This window comes from Salibacterium sp. K-3 (genome assembly GCF_054052005.1).
Genome location: NZ_JBSVZE010000001.1, coordinates 845618 through 860606 on the forward strand (window position 1 = coordinate 845618; position 14989 = coordinate 860606).

Annotated in this window: 11 protein-coding genes; 10 read left to right on the top strand and 1 reads right to left on the bottom strand. The window is 51.9% G+C overall.

Going from position 1 to position 14989, the window contains the following annotated elements; translation table 11 throughout:
* The first annotated feature begins 12 nt into the window (after window positions 1-12).
* The 6 genes from ACW9JV_RS03955 (at window position 13) to ACW9JV_RS03980 (ending at window position 5330) form a co-directional block, all read left to right on the top strand.
* Window positions 13-798: an SDR family oxidoreductase gene (locus ACW9JV_RS03955; RefSeq protein ID WP_457331567.1), complete on the top strand. Its 786-nt coding sequence runs from the start codon at window positions 13-15 to the stop codon at window positions 796-798.
* Window positions 799-814: 16 nt separating this feature from the next.
* Window positions 815-1711, top strand: a complete 897-nt coding sequence (locus tag ACW9JV_RS03960) for a YitT family protein (RefSeq protein WP_457331569.1) — start codon at window positions 815-817, stop codon at window positions 1709-1711.
* Window positions 1712-1747: 36 nt separating this feature from the next.
* Window positions 1748-2080, top strand: a complete 333-nt coding sequence (locus ACW9JV_RS03965; protein ID WP_457331571.1) for a c-type cytochrome — start codon at window positions 1748-1750, stop codon at window positions 2078-2080.
* A gap of 386 nt (window positions 2081-2466) precedes the next feature.
* Window positions 2467-3153 (top strand): cell division ATP-binding protein FtsE, encoded by a 687-nt coding sequence (gene ftsE, locus ACW9JV_RS03970; RefSeq protein WP_457331573.1) that lies wholly within the window; start codon window positions 2467-2469, stop codon window positions 3151-3153.
* Window positions 3143-4036, top strand: a complete 894-nt coding sequence (gene ftsX, locus ACW9JV_RS03975; RefSeq protein WP_457331575.1) for a permease-like cell division protein FtsX — start codon at window positions 3143-3145, stop codon at window positions 4034-4036. The genes ftsE and ftsX overlap by 11 nt, the downstream gene beginning before the upstream one ends.
* A 40-nt stretch (window positions 4037-4076) precedes the next feature.
* Window positions 4077-5330: a murein hydrolase activator EnvC family protein gene (locus ACW9JV_RS03980; RefSeq protein WP_457331578.1), complete on the top strand. Its 1254-nt coding sequence runs from the start codon at window positions 4077-4079 to the stop codon at window positions 5328-5330.
* Window positions 5331-5567: 237 nt separating this feature from the next.
* Here the strand turns inward: ACW9JV_RS03980 and ACW9JV_RS03985 are convergent, their stop codons facing one another.
* A complete protein-coding gene (locus ACW9JV_RS03985) occupies window positions 5568-6686 on the bottom strand; it encodes a cysteine desulfurase family protein (RefSeq protein WP_457331580.1) in 1119 nt (372 codons plus the stop codon).
* A 199-nt stretch (window positions 6687-6885) separates the two neighbouring features.
* Between ACW9JV_RS03985 and ACW9JV_RS03990 the strand changes: the two genes are divergently transcribed.
* From ACW9JV_RS03990 to uvrA, 4 genes are all read left to right on the top strand, one after another.
* Window positions 6886-8370, top strand: a complete 1485-nt coding sequence (locus tag ACW9JV_RS03990) for a S41 family peptidase (protein WP_457331582.1) — start codon at window positions 6886-6888, stop codon at window positions 8368-8370.
* A gap of 30 nt (window positions 8371-8400) precedes the next feature.
* On the top strand, window positions 8401-9594 hold the full coding sequence (locus tag ACW9JV_RS03995) for a PDZ domain-containing protein (protein ID WP_457331584.1): 1194 nt from the start codon (window positions 8401-8403) through the stop codon (window positions 9592-9594).
* A 398-nt stretch (window positions 9595-9992) separates the two neighbouring features.
* Window positions 9993-11969, top strand: coding sequence for an excinuclease ABC subunit UvrB (gene uvrB / locus ACW9JV_RS04000; protein WP_457331586.1), 1977 nt, complete (start codon window positions 9993-9995; stop codon window positions 11967-11969).
* A gap of 6 nt (window positions 11970-11975) precedes the next feature.
* Entirely contained in the window at window positions 11976-14861 is a 2886-nt protein-coding gene (gene uvrA / locus ACW9JV_RS04005) for an excinuclease ABC subunit UvrA (RefSeq protein ID WP_457331588.1), read from the top strand.
* The last annotated feature ends 128 nt before the right edge of the window (window positions 14862-14989 follow it).

Genomic DNA, 14989 nt, shown 5'->3' on the forward strand with positions numbered 1-14989 from the left:
GAGGAAGAAGAAATGGATTTGGGTCTCGAAGGCAGAGGAGTGGTCGTGCTTGCATCCAGCAGAGGACTTGGAAAAGAGTCGGCCCGGCAGTTTGCACTGGAAGGCGCACAGGTGATGGTGACCGGCCGGAACAAAGACGAACTGCAGCAGACGGTCGAAAATATCAGAAACGAAACCGGTGCGTCTGTCCATGCGCAGGTCTGTGATATTACGAAGCCGGAGGAAATCCATACTTTGATGGAAGAAGCGCTCCATCAGATGGGACGCCTGGATGTGCTCGTCAATAATGCCGGCGGTCCGAAGGCCGGGCTGTTTGAAGATATGGGAGATGAAGACTGGCAGCATGCTTTTGAGCTGACGCTGTTCAGCTTTATCCGGGCCATCCGTGCGGCGCTTCCGGAGCTGAAGAAAAACGAAGGCCGGATTGTTAACATCGCTTCTTCGTCCGTGAAAGAACCCGTTGATCAGTTGATTCTGTCCAACACGTTCCGTATGGGTATCGCGGGACTTTCCAAAAGCCTGGCCCGGGAATTTGCCGGAGACGGAGTGCTGATTAACACGATCGGCCCTGGAAGAATTGCGACCGACCGGACAAAAGCGCTGGATGAGGCGAAGGCGGAACGGCTTGGTACGACGTTTGAAGACGTACGTTCCCGCAGTGCGGAGGATATTCCCGCCGGCCGGTATGGTACGCCGGAAGAGTTCGCCCGCCAGGTGGTGTTTTTCGGTTCCGGGGCGAATACCTATGTCACCGGGCAGACGCTTCTTGTCGAAGGCGGAATGGTGAAAGCATATTAAGCAGGAGGAGACGGGGATGATGAACTGGAGAAAGCAGCGGGAACCAATGCCGCGCAGGCTGTGGATGCTGCTGCAGACAGTCTATATTCTGGCGGGATCCACGATTCTGGCGTTGTCCTACAATTTGTTTCTGCTCCCGAACCGGATTGCCTCCGGCGGCTTGAGTGGATTCGCGACGATTGTTTATGAAGTGTCCGGAATTGAACCGGCCGTGACCTTGTGGGTATTGAATATCCCGCTGTTTATTGCAGGGATGTTGCTGCTCGGCGGATGGAAGTACGGCGGCAAAACGCTGGCGGGCACGTTGTTTGTTCCGCTTGTCATTTATGTGACGAGAAATATCGAAGCAGCCGTCGATGATCCGCTTCTTGCTGCTTTGTTCGGCGGCATCGGAGTAGGTGCGGGACTCGGCCTTGTCTTCAGGGCGGCGGCATCCACCGGCGGAACCGATCTTCTGGCCCAGATTATACATAAGTATACCGGCGCCTCGCTCGGGGCTTCCGTGTTTATCATGGACGGGCTGATTGTGACAACATCCGCGTTTGTATTCAGTCTGGAATATGCGCTGTATGCGTTGATCGCCTTATTTGTGACCGGTAAGACGATCGACATCGTGCAGGCAGGCATCGGTTATGCGAAAGTGGCGCTTATCATTACACAGAAAGAAGAAGACGTCCGCCGTGTTATTCTGGAGTGCGTGGACCGCGGTATCACCCGCCTTCCGGGAGAAGGCGGCTACACGAACGACGCCAGGCCTGTTCTTCTATGTGTCGTCAACCGCAACGAAGTTGCTTCCCTTAAGCAGTGGGTCCAATCGGCGGACCGGGATGCGTTTGTTATTGTGACGGACGCCGCGGAAGTGCTGGGGAAGGGTTTTAAAAACGAATCCCCGGGGTATAATAATCTAACGTAAAATAGGTGAAGATAGACATTCAAGGAGGTCATGATGATGAAGAAAATGTTTATAGCGGCTGCCGGCTCACTCGTGCTTGTACTCGGTGCCTGTGGTGGAGGCGGCGGTGACAGTGAAGACACCGGCGACAGCGGCGGTGGAGAAAATGCTTCTTATGACGCAGGTGCGGCTCAGGATCTCTATGATCAAAACTGTCTGCAGTGCCACGGCGAGAATCTGGAAGGAAAGAACGGCCCCGCGCTGGCAGGCAGCGACTTATCCCAGGATGAAATTCTGACCATGATTCAAAACGGAGGAAACGGCATGCCGGCGAACCTCGTGGAAGGCTCAGAGGCAGAAAACCTTGCCGCCTGGGTCGCGGATCAATAACATCGAACGGGACCGGAGCAGTCCGGTCCTTTATTTCTATTTTTTACAGGACTTTTGCCTCACAGTAAAATTTCTTCGTTTTTTTATTACATTTCAAATTTCCTCTATCCCCTGTCCTATCAGTATTGTCTTTTCATGAAAAACGCCAGCTGTTTTCATTGAAATAAAAATGTAATACTTTTTTAGCATCTAACACGCTTTATAGATGATATAATGTTTGATGGAACGTGACAAAACTTTATGTTTTTCAACACGAATCCGGAAGCGTCCGGACAAAACAACCAGAAATGCTTGGTCTATTGGTCCAAGTATCTTTTCATGTAAAAAGTGGACAGCCATCATGAAAGAAACAACCAAGAAAATGTTTGCTTCAGGAAGTGATTGTATTGATTGAGATGAATAATGTATCGAAAACGTACAGCAACGGTGTGAACGCGTTGAATAACATCGACATTCTCATCGAAAAGGGAGAATTTGTCTACGTTGTAGGGCCGAGCGGTGCCGGGAAGTCTTCGTTTATTAAAATGATTTACCGCGAAGAGAAGCCCAGCGAAGGCTCGATTCAGATCCACGGCACGGATTTGATGAGCCTGAAAGAGAAGCACGTGCCGTATCTGCGGCGGAAAATCGGCGTTGTCTTTCAGGATTTCAAGCTGCTCCCGAAACTATCAGTCTTTGAAAATGTGGCTTTCGCCCTTGAGGTGATAGAAGAACCTAGGGACGTGATCCGCAGGCGGGTCATGGAGGTGCTTGATATCGTCAGGCTGAAAAACAAAGCCCGGTTTCTGCCGGATGAACTGTCGGGCGGAGAACAGCAGCGTGTTTCGATTGCAAGGGCGATTGTCAATCATCCGCGGGTGGTGATTGCGGACGAGCCTACCGGAAACCTCGACCCGGACACATCATGGGAAATCATGGAGATTCTTGAAAACATCAACCGCAACGGAACGACTATTCTTATGGCTACCCACAACCGCGAGATTGTAAACGCCATAAAGAAACGGGTCATCGCCATTGAGGCGGGAAGAATCGTCCGTGATGAATGGAGGGGGGACTACGGCTATGAAAAGTAGAACCCTCGCCCGTCACAGTAAAGAAGGCCTGAAAAACCTCGGCCGGAACAGCTGGATGAGTTTTGCCTCCATCAGCGCTGTAACCATTATGCTGCTGGTCGTAGGTGTCTTTCTTCTTTTGATTATCAACATGAACAATTTTATCTCTTCGGTCGAAGAAGATGTCGAAGTACGGGTATATGTCGAACGTGGAACATCTGATGAAGAACAGACGCAGCTTGAAGAAGAACTTCAGAATCTGGACCATGTGGAGAACGTTACATATCTAAGCAAAGACGAAGGGCTGGACCAGCTGATCGACAGTCTTGGTGAAGAAAGCGAAGCTTTTGAATCACTCCGGAACGAAAATCCGCTGAACGATGCGTTTGTTGTGCAGGCGTCGGAGCCGAAGCAGACGGAACAGGTGGCAGAAGCGGCATCCGGACTTTCCTACATTGATTCGGTGGATTACGGGCAGCAGGTCGTTGAGCAGCTGTTCAGTGTAACCAAAATTCTGCGGGTTATCGGCGTGGTACTTGTTCTTGGTCTGATGTTCACCGCGATGTTTCTGATATCCAACACGATAAAACTGACGATCGTCGCCAGGCAGACCGAAATTCAGATCATGAAACTGGTGGGAGCGACGAATGGATTTATCCGCTGGCCCTTTTTTGTGGAGGGGCTGCTGCTTGGTATCCTGGGTGCGGTCATTCCTACTGCCGCTGTCACAGCAGGATATCACTACCTTTACAACAGTTACGCGGACAGGCTCAGTGTTGACTTTGCCGAATTGCTCCCTGTGTATCCGTTGACCCTTCAGGTGTCCGCCGTCCTGGTCGGGATCGGGATCCTGGTCGGGGTCTGGGGAAGCATTACGTCCGTTCGTAAATTCTTAAAAGTCTAGATAGATACAGATGGAAAGAGATAGAGGAGGAACTGTCGGGATGAAGATGGGATTCATGAAGACATTGGCTGCAGCATTGACCGCTTCCGGTATCGCATTCGCTGTTTCCGTCCCTGCAGCAGCGGCGGACGGGGATGAACTCCGCTCCAAGATCAATGAACTTCAGGAGAAGCAGGAAAGCAACGAGGCGGATTCGGAAGAAACGCAGAAAGAAATCGAAGCATTGAAAGCAGACATTCAGGAGATCAATGATGAGATCCGTGAGCTGGACAAAAATCTGACCGATACCAATGAAAAAATCCAGAATAAAGAAGAAGAAATCGATGAAACGGAACAGCGTATTGAAGAGCTGGAAGCCCGGATCGATGAACTTCAGAAGCGGATTGAAGAACGGGACGAGCTGTTAAAAGACCGCGTCAATGCCATGTACAAAAACGGCGGATCGGTCGATTATCTGGAAGTATTGATGGGCGCGAAGAGCTTCGGTGATTTTCTGGACCGGGTGACCGCCTTAAATACGATCGCTGATCAGGATAAAGAAATTCTGGAAGCCCATATGAAGGACCAGAATGACCTCGAGGATGCAAAGAAAGAAGTGGAAGAGCAGCGCAGCTCGCTTGAAGATTCCCTCGCGGAACTGGAAGAACTGAAGGCGGAACAGGAGAAGCGCAGAGAGGAAAAGAGCAGCATACTGGGAAGTCTGGAAGACGAGGAAAGCAGCCTTAAAGATACACTGACTTCCCTGGAAGACGAAGAAGACCTTCTGCAGAAGCAGGAAGAAGCAGCCCGCCAGGAACTTGAAAATTATAAAGAACGACAGCGGCGCCAGCATGAAGCCGACGAGCAGAATAACGCTGGTGGTCAAAGTGCAGGGCAAACCCCGACAGACAGCGGTGGAACGCTTATGAAGCCGACAACGGGAACCTATACGTCCGAATTTGGACAGCGCTGGGGGCGGATGCATTTTGGTATTGATATCGGAGGCGGCGGCCGTGCCAGCGTTCCGATTGTCGCAGCGGCAGGTGGTACCGTGGTGAAAGCCGGCTATATCAACGGTTACGGCAATACTGTCATGATTTCCCATCAGGTGGACGGACAGCAGCTTACAACATTGTATGGCCACATGTCCTCTCTTAACGTGTCGAGCGGAGAGAGCGTACCCCGCGGTGAAAACATCGGTATGATGGGGAACACCGGCGCATCACATGGTAAACATCTTCATTTTGAGGTGCACGAAGGACCTTGGAACGGCGCCAAATCCAATGCCGTTAATCCAAGAAATTACCTGCCATAAAATAGAGAGAGCTGTCTCAAAGAAAAGACAGCTCTCTCTTTCTTTATAGACATCATTGCAGTGGTCTGTCCATAAAACGAAAGTAGTAGACACTATTGGGGCATCCCTCCTCCAATATGTCTATAACCTGGGAATACTGGACAAAGGAGACGGGCTCGGGTTCGAAAATGTCCCGTTCCGTCCTTTTATGGACACCTTGCACGGGACGCCGGCCCAATCAATATCCTTTCTACAGTCCTATGTCGTTACTGTACGGCGGAGCAGTTCGACGGTCCGGAGAATTTCCTCTTCTGTGGAATAACGGCCGAGACTGAAACGGACGGCTCCCTTTCCTATTTCAGGATCCACTCCCATTGTCTTCAGGACCGGAGAAAGCTCAACCATTCCGGCGTGGCAGGCCGAACCTGTGGAGGCGGCCACATCGGGAATACCATCAAGAATGTCTGCTCCGGTTGCTCCGGCAAAGCTGACGTGCAGTGTGTTAGGCAGCCGCTCTGCAGGGTGTCCGTTCAAGACGACACCACGGCCGGATATCTGTTGCAGTTCTTCCCAGAAAAGGCGGCGCAGCGGAAGGATCTCTTCTGAAAAAGGGAAGTGGCGGGCGCTTTCGCACGCTTCTCCAAGCGCAGCGGCAAGCACAACATTTTCCGTACCGGCCCGGCGCCCCTGCTCATGCCCGGCCCCATGCATGAAAGACGGCAGCGTACGCCCGTTTCTCATATAGAGCGCGCCAATCCCTTTTGGCGCATACAGTTTATGGCCGGCAATGGTCAAGTAATCCACTCCCAGTTCTTCGACATGAACGGGGATTTTTCCGAGTGATTGGGCGGCATCAGTATGTACCGGCACATCATGACGGTGAGCCACGTCGGCAATAGTGCGGATAGGATTAATCGTTCCTACTTCATTATTCGCGTGCATAATGGAAACGAGAATCGTATCTTCCCGGATGGCGGCCTCTACGTTTTCCGGATGAACCATACCGTATTCATCCGTATCCAGCCGGGTGACACGTGCCCCCTGTTTTTCCAGATACCGGCATGGTTCCTGAACGGCAGGATGTTCGGCTTTGGATGTAATAATGTGCCCTTGGTATCCGGCGGCTTCGAACACCCCTTTCAGCACATGATTGTTTGATTCTGTTCCTCCGCTTGTAAACACGATTTCGCCGGGGTCGGCTTGAACGAGTTCCGCGATCTGGCGGCGCGCTTTTTCCACTTCTTCTTTAGCAGGAGATCCAGCCCAATGGGAAGCGGAAGGATTCCCGTATCCGTGCTCGAGCGCCCGCATGATTCGCTCTTTCACCTCCGGAGCTGTCGGTGTGCTTGCATTGTAATCCATATATATACGAGCCAATTCTGATCCTCCTTCGCCCTTGTTACCATAAACGATAAAAGAAAACATCCATGAAAACAAGGATAAGAAGAAATATCGACAGATCGCCGCAGAAAGGAAAATATATTTTTGGAATGCGCGGATTCATGCTAGAATAAAAGGGACGATCAAAAAACTGTCTAAACCGGAATGATTTTAATAATGGAGCTGAGGTGTAAATATGGAATGGAAAGTGAAATTAGCTTCAGTAGTGACCGGTGCCGTACTTATAGCAGGAGTCGGCGGCGTATATGCCGGAATTAATATAAATGAACAGACGGACAGCGGTCCATCTGCCGCCTCCGGAATATCCGGCCAGGATAAAAACACAGAACAGCAGGAATCCATGGATGAAATGGAGAAGCTGAAACAGGTTTATCAGACGATTGAGGAAGAATACATTAAGGATGTGGATGAAGAAGCGCTCTGGGAAGGGGCACTGAAAGGGATGGTGGATGAGCTGGATGACCCCCATTCCGCCTATATGGATGAAGAAACGGCCTCCCAGTTCTCCCAGTCCCTGGAATCGTCCTTTGAAGGGATCGGTGCAGAAGTTAGTATGGTCGATGACACGGTGACCATTGTATCGCCGTTCGGCGGATCCCCGGCAGAGGAAGCCGGTCTGCAGCCAAATGACCAGATTCTTGAGGTGAACGGAGAGAGCACGGAAGGCGATACATTAAATGAAACCGTTCTGAAAATCCGCGGGGAAAAAGGAACCACTGTTACATTGACGATCCAGCGTCAGGGTTCGTCGGAACCGTTTAAAGTGGATGTGGTACGTGACGAAATTCCAATTGAAACGGTGACGTCCGACACGATAGAACAGAACGGTCAGACAATCGGCCTACTGGAACTGACCTCTTTTTCTGAAAATACAGCGCAGGAGTTTGAAGAGCAGTTAACGGCCCTTGAAAAAGAAGGTATCGACGGCCTGTTGATTGATGTGCGCGGCAATCCTGGTGGTTACCTGAACAGTGTGGAAGATATCGGAGATCTTGTTATCCCGGGGGATGAGCCGATCGTTCAGATTGAAGATCCGAACGGAGAAACGACACGATCGATTTCCACGCTGGAGGAGAAAAAGGACTACCCCATCATCGGCTTAATTGATGAAGGCAGTGTATCTGCTTCTGAAATTCTTGCTTCCGCTCTGAAAGAGGCAGGAGAATATGAACTCGTCGGCCAGACGACATATGGAAAAGGAACGGTCCAGCAGACGAAGAGGCTTGGGGATGGAAGCCAGCTGAAGTTATCCATGTTTAAATGGCTCACCTCCGACGGAAACTGGATTAACGAAAAAGGCGTCAAACCTACGGTTGAAGTGAAGCAGCCGGAGTACTTTTATTCCGCTGTCCTGTCTCCGGAAGCGGAACTGAGCACAGAATCAAACGGCGAACAGGTAAAAATCGCACAGACGATGCTTGAAGCTTTCGGCTATAATCCGGGGCGGACCGACGGGTATTTTATTGAACAGACAGCAGAAGCGGTGCGCAGTTACCAGGAGGAAACAGAAGACCTGTCTGTCACCGGTTCGATCGATGAAGAAACAGCCGGCCGGATGAACCAGGATCTCATGGAAAAGATCCAGAACCGGGAGAATGACAGGCAGTTGAACAAAGCCCTTGAGTTAATGAACGACAAAATCTCCGGTTCACAGGGATAAAAGGCAGCTGCAAAGGAAAGGAGGAACGGCATGGGTGATATCGGCTGGGAACTGCTTTATGGGATCGGGCGTTTTTTCGCTCATCCGCTGACATATTTGATTCCGGTTGTCATGCTGATTCTTGGATGGAGGAGAGTGATCCGGGAGCGCCGGTCTTTCCACACGAGAGTGTTCCGGGCGGCATTTGATGTCACCGCCCCGCTCCTTCCGGGATTGGCCGCCGGCCTTGCCGGATCGGCGGCGGCCGCCCTTCTCGGTGTGACGGTTCCGTTTTCCTTTCTCGTGCTGCTTTCCCTGGTTACCGGGCTCGTCTTAATCAGCGGGAGGATGCAGTGGCTCTCCCCGGCTTTCACTGTCAGCGCGGCGGTACTTCTGGCACTATTCCTGCCTGCCTGGGAAACGGGATACGACCGGGTGGACGTCTGGTTCCAGGCACTGGGAGAATCCGATTACCGGTCGGTGCTCATCTGGATGGCTGTACTGATTATACTGGAAAGCTTTCTCGTTTCCCGGAGCGGTACGTTTTTTACTTCTCCGCTGACAGTCAGGAGCAGCCGTGGGAAGTGGGTTGGAGCGCACCGTATGCGCCGCGTCTGGCTTCTTCCGTCGGTGCTGTTTATTCCCGGCGGCATGCTGGAGGCCGTTTCCTGGTGGCCCCTGCTTCCTGTCGGAGACGGCGGCCTGGCGCTGTTTCTGCTTCCGCTGGCTGTCGGCGGGGATTATACCGTTTATCACTCCCTGCCCCAGCCGGCGCTGAACATGATGGGCCGGCGCCTGTTTCTGCTTGGTGTGCTGGCCGGAGGAGGAGCGGCGCTTGCCTACGTGTATCCTGAAGCTGTTCTTTATACCGCGGCTGCTGTGTTTGTGCTGCGGGAAGTCCTGCAGGTATGGAAGCATTCAGAAGAGAACAACAAGCCGACGTATTTCCAGCCGAGTCCCCTCGGGGTCAAGATTCTGGCTGTACTTCCGGAATCCCCGGCTTCCAAGATGGGGATGTCTGCCGGAGAAACCATCATGAAAGTAAATAATATCCCGGTTCATACGAAAAAAGAATTTTACTATGCCCTCCAGAAAAATTCCGCGCACTGCAGGCTGGAAGTGATGGACACAAACGGTGAACTGCGCCGTGTCCAGTCTGCGGTATATGATAATGAGCACCACGAAATCGGGGTGCTGATGGTCAAGGAAAATGATGATCTGCCGGCTTCCAGCCGGGAGGGCTGAGACACCAAATCCCCGCTCCGTTCTGGAGCGGGGATTTGGTGTAGTGTCCTGTAGAGTTCTCTTAGAAGACACTGGAATGCTGGAGCTTTCAGTAAGTGGCTATGGGAAGTCTCAAGGAACCATTGTTGTCTTGTTTCTGCTCGTTGGTATCCGGTAGACACCTCCTATCAGACACTAATTGGCAATGTCCGTTTGATAGTGGACCAGCTCGACGACCACCATGCAGGACGAGGTGGTTTTAACGGAACGTCCGCTGATCAGGTTGCCCACCTCCCTCCCCAAAAACGAACATATATTCGAATAAGCCGTTTAAATTGATGGAAAATGTGGTATAATGTATAAGCGGTAATAGACGAAAAAAGGAATAAACCTTCGTGGATAAAATGGGGGATAAAACCATGAACGAAACGTTCGAACTCGTTTCCGGCTACTCCCCCCAGGGGGACCAGCCGGAAGCGGTGGAAGCTTTGACGAGGGGGATCGAGCAGGGACAGCGGCATCAGACGCTGCTCGGTGCTACCGGAACGGGAAAGACATTTACGATGTCCAATGTCATTCAGCGTGTCAATAAACCTACTCTCGTGATGGCTCATAACAAAACACTTGCCGGCCAGCTGTATAATGAGTTCAAGGAACTGTTTCCGAATAATGCCGTAGAGTATTTTGTCAGTTACTACGATTATTACCAGCCGGAAGCCTATGTCCCTTCGACTGATATGTATATAGAAAAAGATGCCAGTATCAACGATGAAATTGATAAGCTCCGGCACTCGGCTACAAGCGCACTGTTCGAACGGAATGACGTGATTATTGTGGCAAGTGTCTCCTGTATTTACGGCCTTGGTTCTCCGGAAGAATACCGGGAGCTTGTTCTGTCGCTCCGCAAGGATATGGAAAAGGAACGCAATGCCCTGCTACGGGAGCTTGTCGATATCCAGTATGAACGCAACGACATCAATTTCGTACGCGGTACCTTCCGGGTGCGCGGGGACGTTGTGGAAATCTTCCCGGCCTCCCGGGATGAACACTGTGTCCGGGTGGAGTTTTTTGGTGATGAGATTGACCGGATTACGGAAGTGGATGCGCTGACCGGGGAGATTCTCGGCGAACGCCAGCATGTGGCGGTTTTTCCGGCTTCCCACTTTGTAACGCGTGAGGAGAAAATGAAGCGCGCCATCGAAAACATTGAAAAAGAGCTGGAAGAGCAGTTGCAGGCGTTCCGTGACAAGGGCCGGGAACTCGAAGCGCAGCGGCTTGAACAGCGGACGAAATATGACCTTGAAATGATGCGGGAGATGGGATTCTGTTCGGGGATCGAGAACTATTCCCGCCATTTGACCTTCCGGGAGCCCGGAGAATCCCCGTATACGCTGATGGACTTTTTTCCGGAAGACTTTCTGTTGATTGTCGACGAATCACACGTCACCCTGCCGCAGGTGAACGGCATGTACAAAGGCGACCGGGCCCGGAAGCAGGTGCTGGTGGACCACGGATTCCGTCTGCCTTCGGCGATGGACAACCGGCCCCTGCAGTTTGAGGAGTTTGAAGACCGGCTGCAGCAGGCTGTATACGTATCGGCGACACCGGGACCGTATGAACTGGAACATTCACCGGGTGTCATTGAACAGATCATCCGTCCGACCGGTCTGCTCGATCCAACGATTGAAGTGGAGCCGATTGAAGGCCAGATTGACGATCTCATCGGCCGGATTCATGAGCGTCGGGAGCGGGGAGAACGGGTGCTGGTCACAACCCTGACGAAAAAAATGGCCGAAGATTTAACCTCCTACTTAAAAGAAGTCGGCATCCGCGTCAAATACCTTCACTCCGAGGTGAAAACGCTGGAGCGGATTGACGTGGTACGGCAGCTGCGGCTAGGGGAATTTGACGTACTCGTCGGCATCAACCTGCTCCGGGAAGGCCTCGATATTCCGGAAGTATCCCTCGTTGCCATTCTTGATGCCGATAAGGAAGGCTTTCTCCGTGCTGAACGGTCCCTCATCCAGACAATGGGGCGTGCCGCGAGAAATGCAAACGGCCATGTGATCATGTATGCCGACAGGATGACCCGCTCGATGAATACTGCGATTGAGGAAACAAACCGGCGCCGGGCGATCCAGAAAGAATATAATGACACCCACGGCATTACACCGACAACGATTCAGAAAGACATTCCGGAACTGATCCAGGCAACGATCTCTTCCGAGGAGCAGGAAGACTTCGATAAACCGGCGCTGGATAAGATGAGCAAAAAAGAGCGTCAGAAAGTGATCGACGAAATGGAAGAAGAAATGAAGAGTGCCGCCAGAGACCTCCAGTTCGAACGGGCGGCGGAACTTCGTGATATGTTACTTGAATTAAAAGCGGAAGGATGACGTACCATGCCGGTAGAAAATCTACAGATCAAGGGAGCCCGCTCCCATAACCTGAAAGACATAGATGTGACCATTCCCCGTGATAAACTGGTTGTCCTGACAGGACTTTCAGGATCCGGGAAGTCTTCTCTGGCGTTTGATACGATTTACGCCGAAGGACAGCGCCGTTACGTGGAATCCCTGTCCGCTTATGCGCGTCAGTTTCTCGGCCAGATGGAGAAGCCGGATGTGGATTCAATTGAAGGGCTCTCTCCGGCCATCTCCATTGATCAGAAAACGACAAGCCGTAACCCGCGTTCCACCGTCGGCACGGTCACCGAAATCTATGACTACCTGCGCCTGCTTTTTGCAAGGGTGGGACGCCCGATATGCCCGAAACACGGCGTCGAGATTTCCTCCCAGACCGTCCAGCAGATGGTGGACCGGATGACGGATTTTCCGGAACGGACCAAGATGCAGATTCTCGCTCCTGTCGTTTCCGGGCGTAAAGGAGAGCATGTAAAACTTCTCGAAGACCTGAAGCAGAAAGGATTCGTCCGTGTGCGTGTAGACGGGGAGATGCGGGAAGTCAGTGAAGAGATCAACCTGGAGAAAAATAAAAAACATGACATTGAAGTGGTTGTCGACCGGATTGTGATTAAGGAAGGCATTGAAACGAGACTGGCAGATTCTCTGGAAACCGCGCTGGAATTGAGCGGCGGCAAAGCCATGGCGGATGTCATTGACGGAGAAGAGCTGCTGTTTAATCAGCATCATGCCTGCCCGCATTGTGGATTTTCGATCGGAGAACTGGAACCCCGTCTGTTTTCATTCAACAGCCCGTTCGGTGCCTGCCCTGCCTGTGATGGTATCGGAAGCCGTCTGGAAGTGGATGAGGAACTTGTCATTCCGGACTGGGACCGGACGTTGAACGATCATGCGATTGCGGCATGGGAACCGACCAGCTCGAACTATTACCCGCAGCTTCTGGCTTCCGTGTGCCGCCATTTTGACATTGATATGAATATTCCGGTAAGAGAGCTGCCAAAAGAGAAGCTTGACGTGCTCTTGTACGGCAGCAGTGAGGAGCGTATGACGTTCCGGTATGAGAATGACCGGGGCGGGATCACGGAACGGAATATTTATTTTGAAGGGGTGCTGAATAACATATCACGCCGGTATTACGGCACATCTTCGGATTTTATCAGGGAACAGATGGAACAGTACATGGCCAGGACGAACTGCCCGTCATGTAAAGGAAACCGGCTCCGCGAAGAAAGCCTGGCCGTAAAGGTGGCAGGGCGTCATATCGGGCAGGTGGCGGACTTTTCAATCAAGGATGCCAAGAACTTTTTTGAAGAGCTGGAGTTGACGGAAAAAGAGCTTACCATCGCCCGGCTGATCCTGCGGGAAATTGAAGAACGGCTTGGATTTTTGATTAATGTCGGCCTGGATTACTTAACGTTAAGCCGCTCCGCCGGAACGCTGTCGGGCGGGGAAGCACAGCGCATCCGTCTTGCCACCCAGATCGGGTCGTCGCTGATGGGAGTTCTCTATATTCTGGATGAACCGTCCATCGGGCTGCATCAACGGGATAATAACCGTCTGATTCAGACGCTGGAACGAATGAGGGATCTCGGCAATACACTGATCGTTGTGGAACATGATGAAGACACGATGCTCGCTGCCGACCATATTGTGGACATTGGACCGGGAGCCGGGGTCCACGGCGGTTATGTCGTGTCCGAAGGAACGCCGGAGGAGGTCAAAGAGGACGACACCTCCCTCACCGGTCGGTATCTTTCCGGGAAAAAATTCATTCCACTGCCGGCTGTGCGGCGCAAACCGGAAAAACGGCAGGTGAAGATTAAGGGAGCCAGAGAGAACAATCTTCAGAATGTGAACGCCTCGATCCCTCTCGGCCTGTTAACGGCGGTGACCGGTGTTTCCGGATCGGGCAAAAGTACATTGATCAACGATATTCTCTATAAAACCCTGTCCCAGAAACTGCACCGCGGCAAAGAGAAACCGGGCGCCCACAAAAAGGTGGAAGGGATTGAGCAGCTCGAAAAAGTCGTCGATATCGATCAGTCGCCGATCGGCCGTACGCCGAGGTCCAATCCGGCCACCTACACGGGGGTATTTGATGACATCCGGGACGTTTTTGCGATGACCAATGAAGCGAAAACGCGAGGATACAAGAAAGGGAGATTCAGCTTTAACGTGAAAGGCGGACGCTGTGAAGCATGCAAAGGAGACGGCATTCTGAAGATCGAGATGCATTTTCTTCCGGACGTCTACGTCACCTGCGAAGAATGCGGCGGCACAAGGTATAATCGCGATACACTGGACATACGCTACAAAGGTAAAAATATCGCGGATGTGCTCGCGATGACGGTCGAAGAAGCGCTCGCCTTTTTCGAAAACATTCCAAAAATCCAGCGGAAGATCCAGACACTGTATGACGTCGGCCTTGGTTATATCACGCTCGGACAGCAGGCGACCACACTGTCGGGCGGGGAAGCCCAGCGGGTGAAGCTTGCCAGCCAGCTGCAGCGCCGTTCAATAGGAAAGTCTCTCTATATTCTGGATGAACCGACGACCGGTCTTCATGTGGACGATATTGACCGGTTGATGAACGTTCTTCAGCGTCTCGTGGATAACGGGGATACCGTTATTATTATTGAGCATAATCTTGACGTGATAAAAACGGTGGATCATATTATCGATCTCGGTCCGGAAGGAGGAGACGGCGGCGGCCGGATTATAGCATCCGGTGCCCCTGAAACCGTAGCGGAGGATGCCGGCTCTTATACCGGTTATTACCTTAAACCGATTCTGGAGCGGGAACAGAAACGGATGGCCGACCGGATGGCAGCTGCGGAGCAGGTAGCCGAACCCTCCTCCTTTTAAAAAGAAGCCGGCGGGAAACGTCGATCCATTCCCGGTAAAACTGAAACCGGCAAGGCACCGTTTTCGTAGAAGAAGGATAGAAAGCTGGTATGTTTGCGCAGTGCCCTTTACATTCTAAAAAAGGAAGG

What these genes read in the sequence shown, in the direction of transcription:
- ACW9JV_RS03955 (WP_457331567.1), top strand. Translation starts at nt 13, where the DNA reads ATGGATTTGGGTCTCGAAGGCAGAGGAGTGGTCGTGCTTGCATCCAGC.
- ACW9JV_RS03960 (WP_457331569.1), top strand. Translation starts at nt 815, where the DNA reads ATGATGAACTGGAGAAAGCAGCGGGAACCAATGCCGCGCAGGCTGTGG.
- ACW9JV_RS03965 (WP_457331571.1), top strand. Translation starts at nt 1,748, where the DNA reads ATGAAGAAAATGTTTATAGCGGCTGCCGGCTCACTCGTGCTTGTACTC.
- ftsX (WP_457331575.1), top strand. Translation starts at nt 3,143, where the DNA reads ATGAAAAGTAGAACCCTCGCCCGTCACAGTAAAGAAGGCCTGAAAAAC.
- ACW9JV_RS03980 (WP_457331578.1), top strand. Translation starts at nt 4,077, where the DNA reads ATGAAGATGGGATTCATGAAGACATTGGCTGCAGCATTGACCGCTTCC.
- ACW9JV_RS03990 (WP_457331582.1), top strand. Translation starts at nt 6,886, where the DNA reads ATGGAATGGAAAGTGAAATTAGCTTCAGTAGTGACCGGTGCCGTACTT.
- ACW9JV_RS03995 (WP_457331584.1), top strand. Translation starts at nt 8,401, where the DNA reads ATGGGTGATATCGGCTGGGAACTGCTTTATGGGATCGGGCGTTTTTTC.
- uvrB (WP_457331586.1), top strand. Translation starts at nt 9,993, where the DNA reads ATGAACGAAACGTTCGAACTCGTTTCCGGCTACTCCCCCCAGGGGGAC.
- uvrA (WP_457331588.1), top strand. Translation starts at nt 11,976, where the DNA reads ATGCCGGTAGAAAATCTACAGATCAAGGGAGCCCGCTCCCATAACCTG.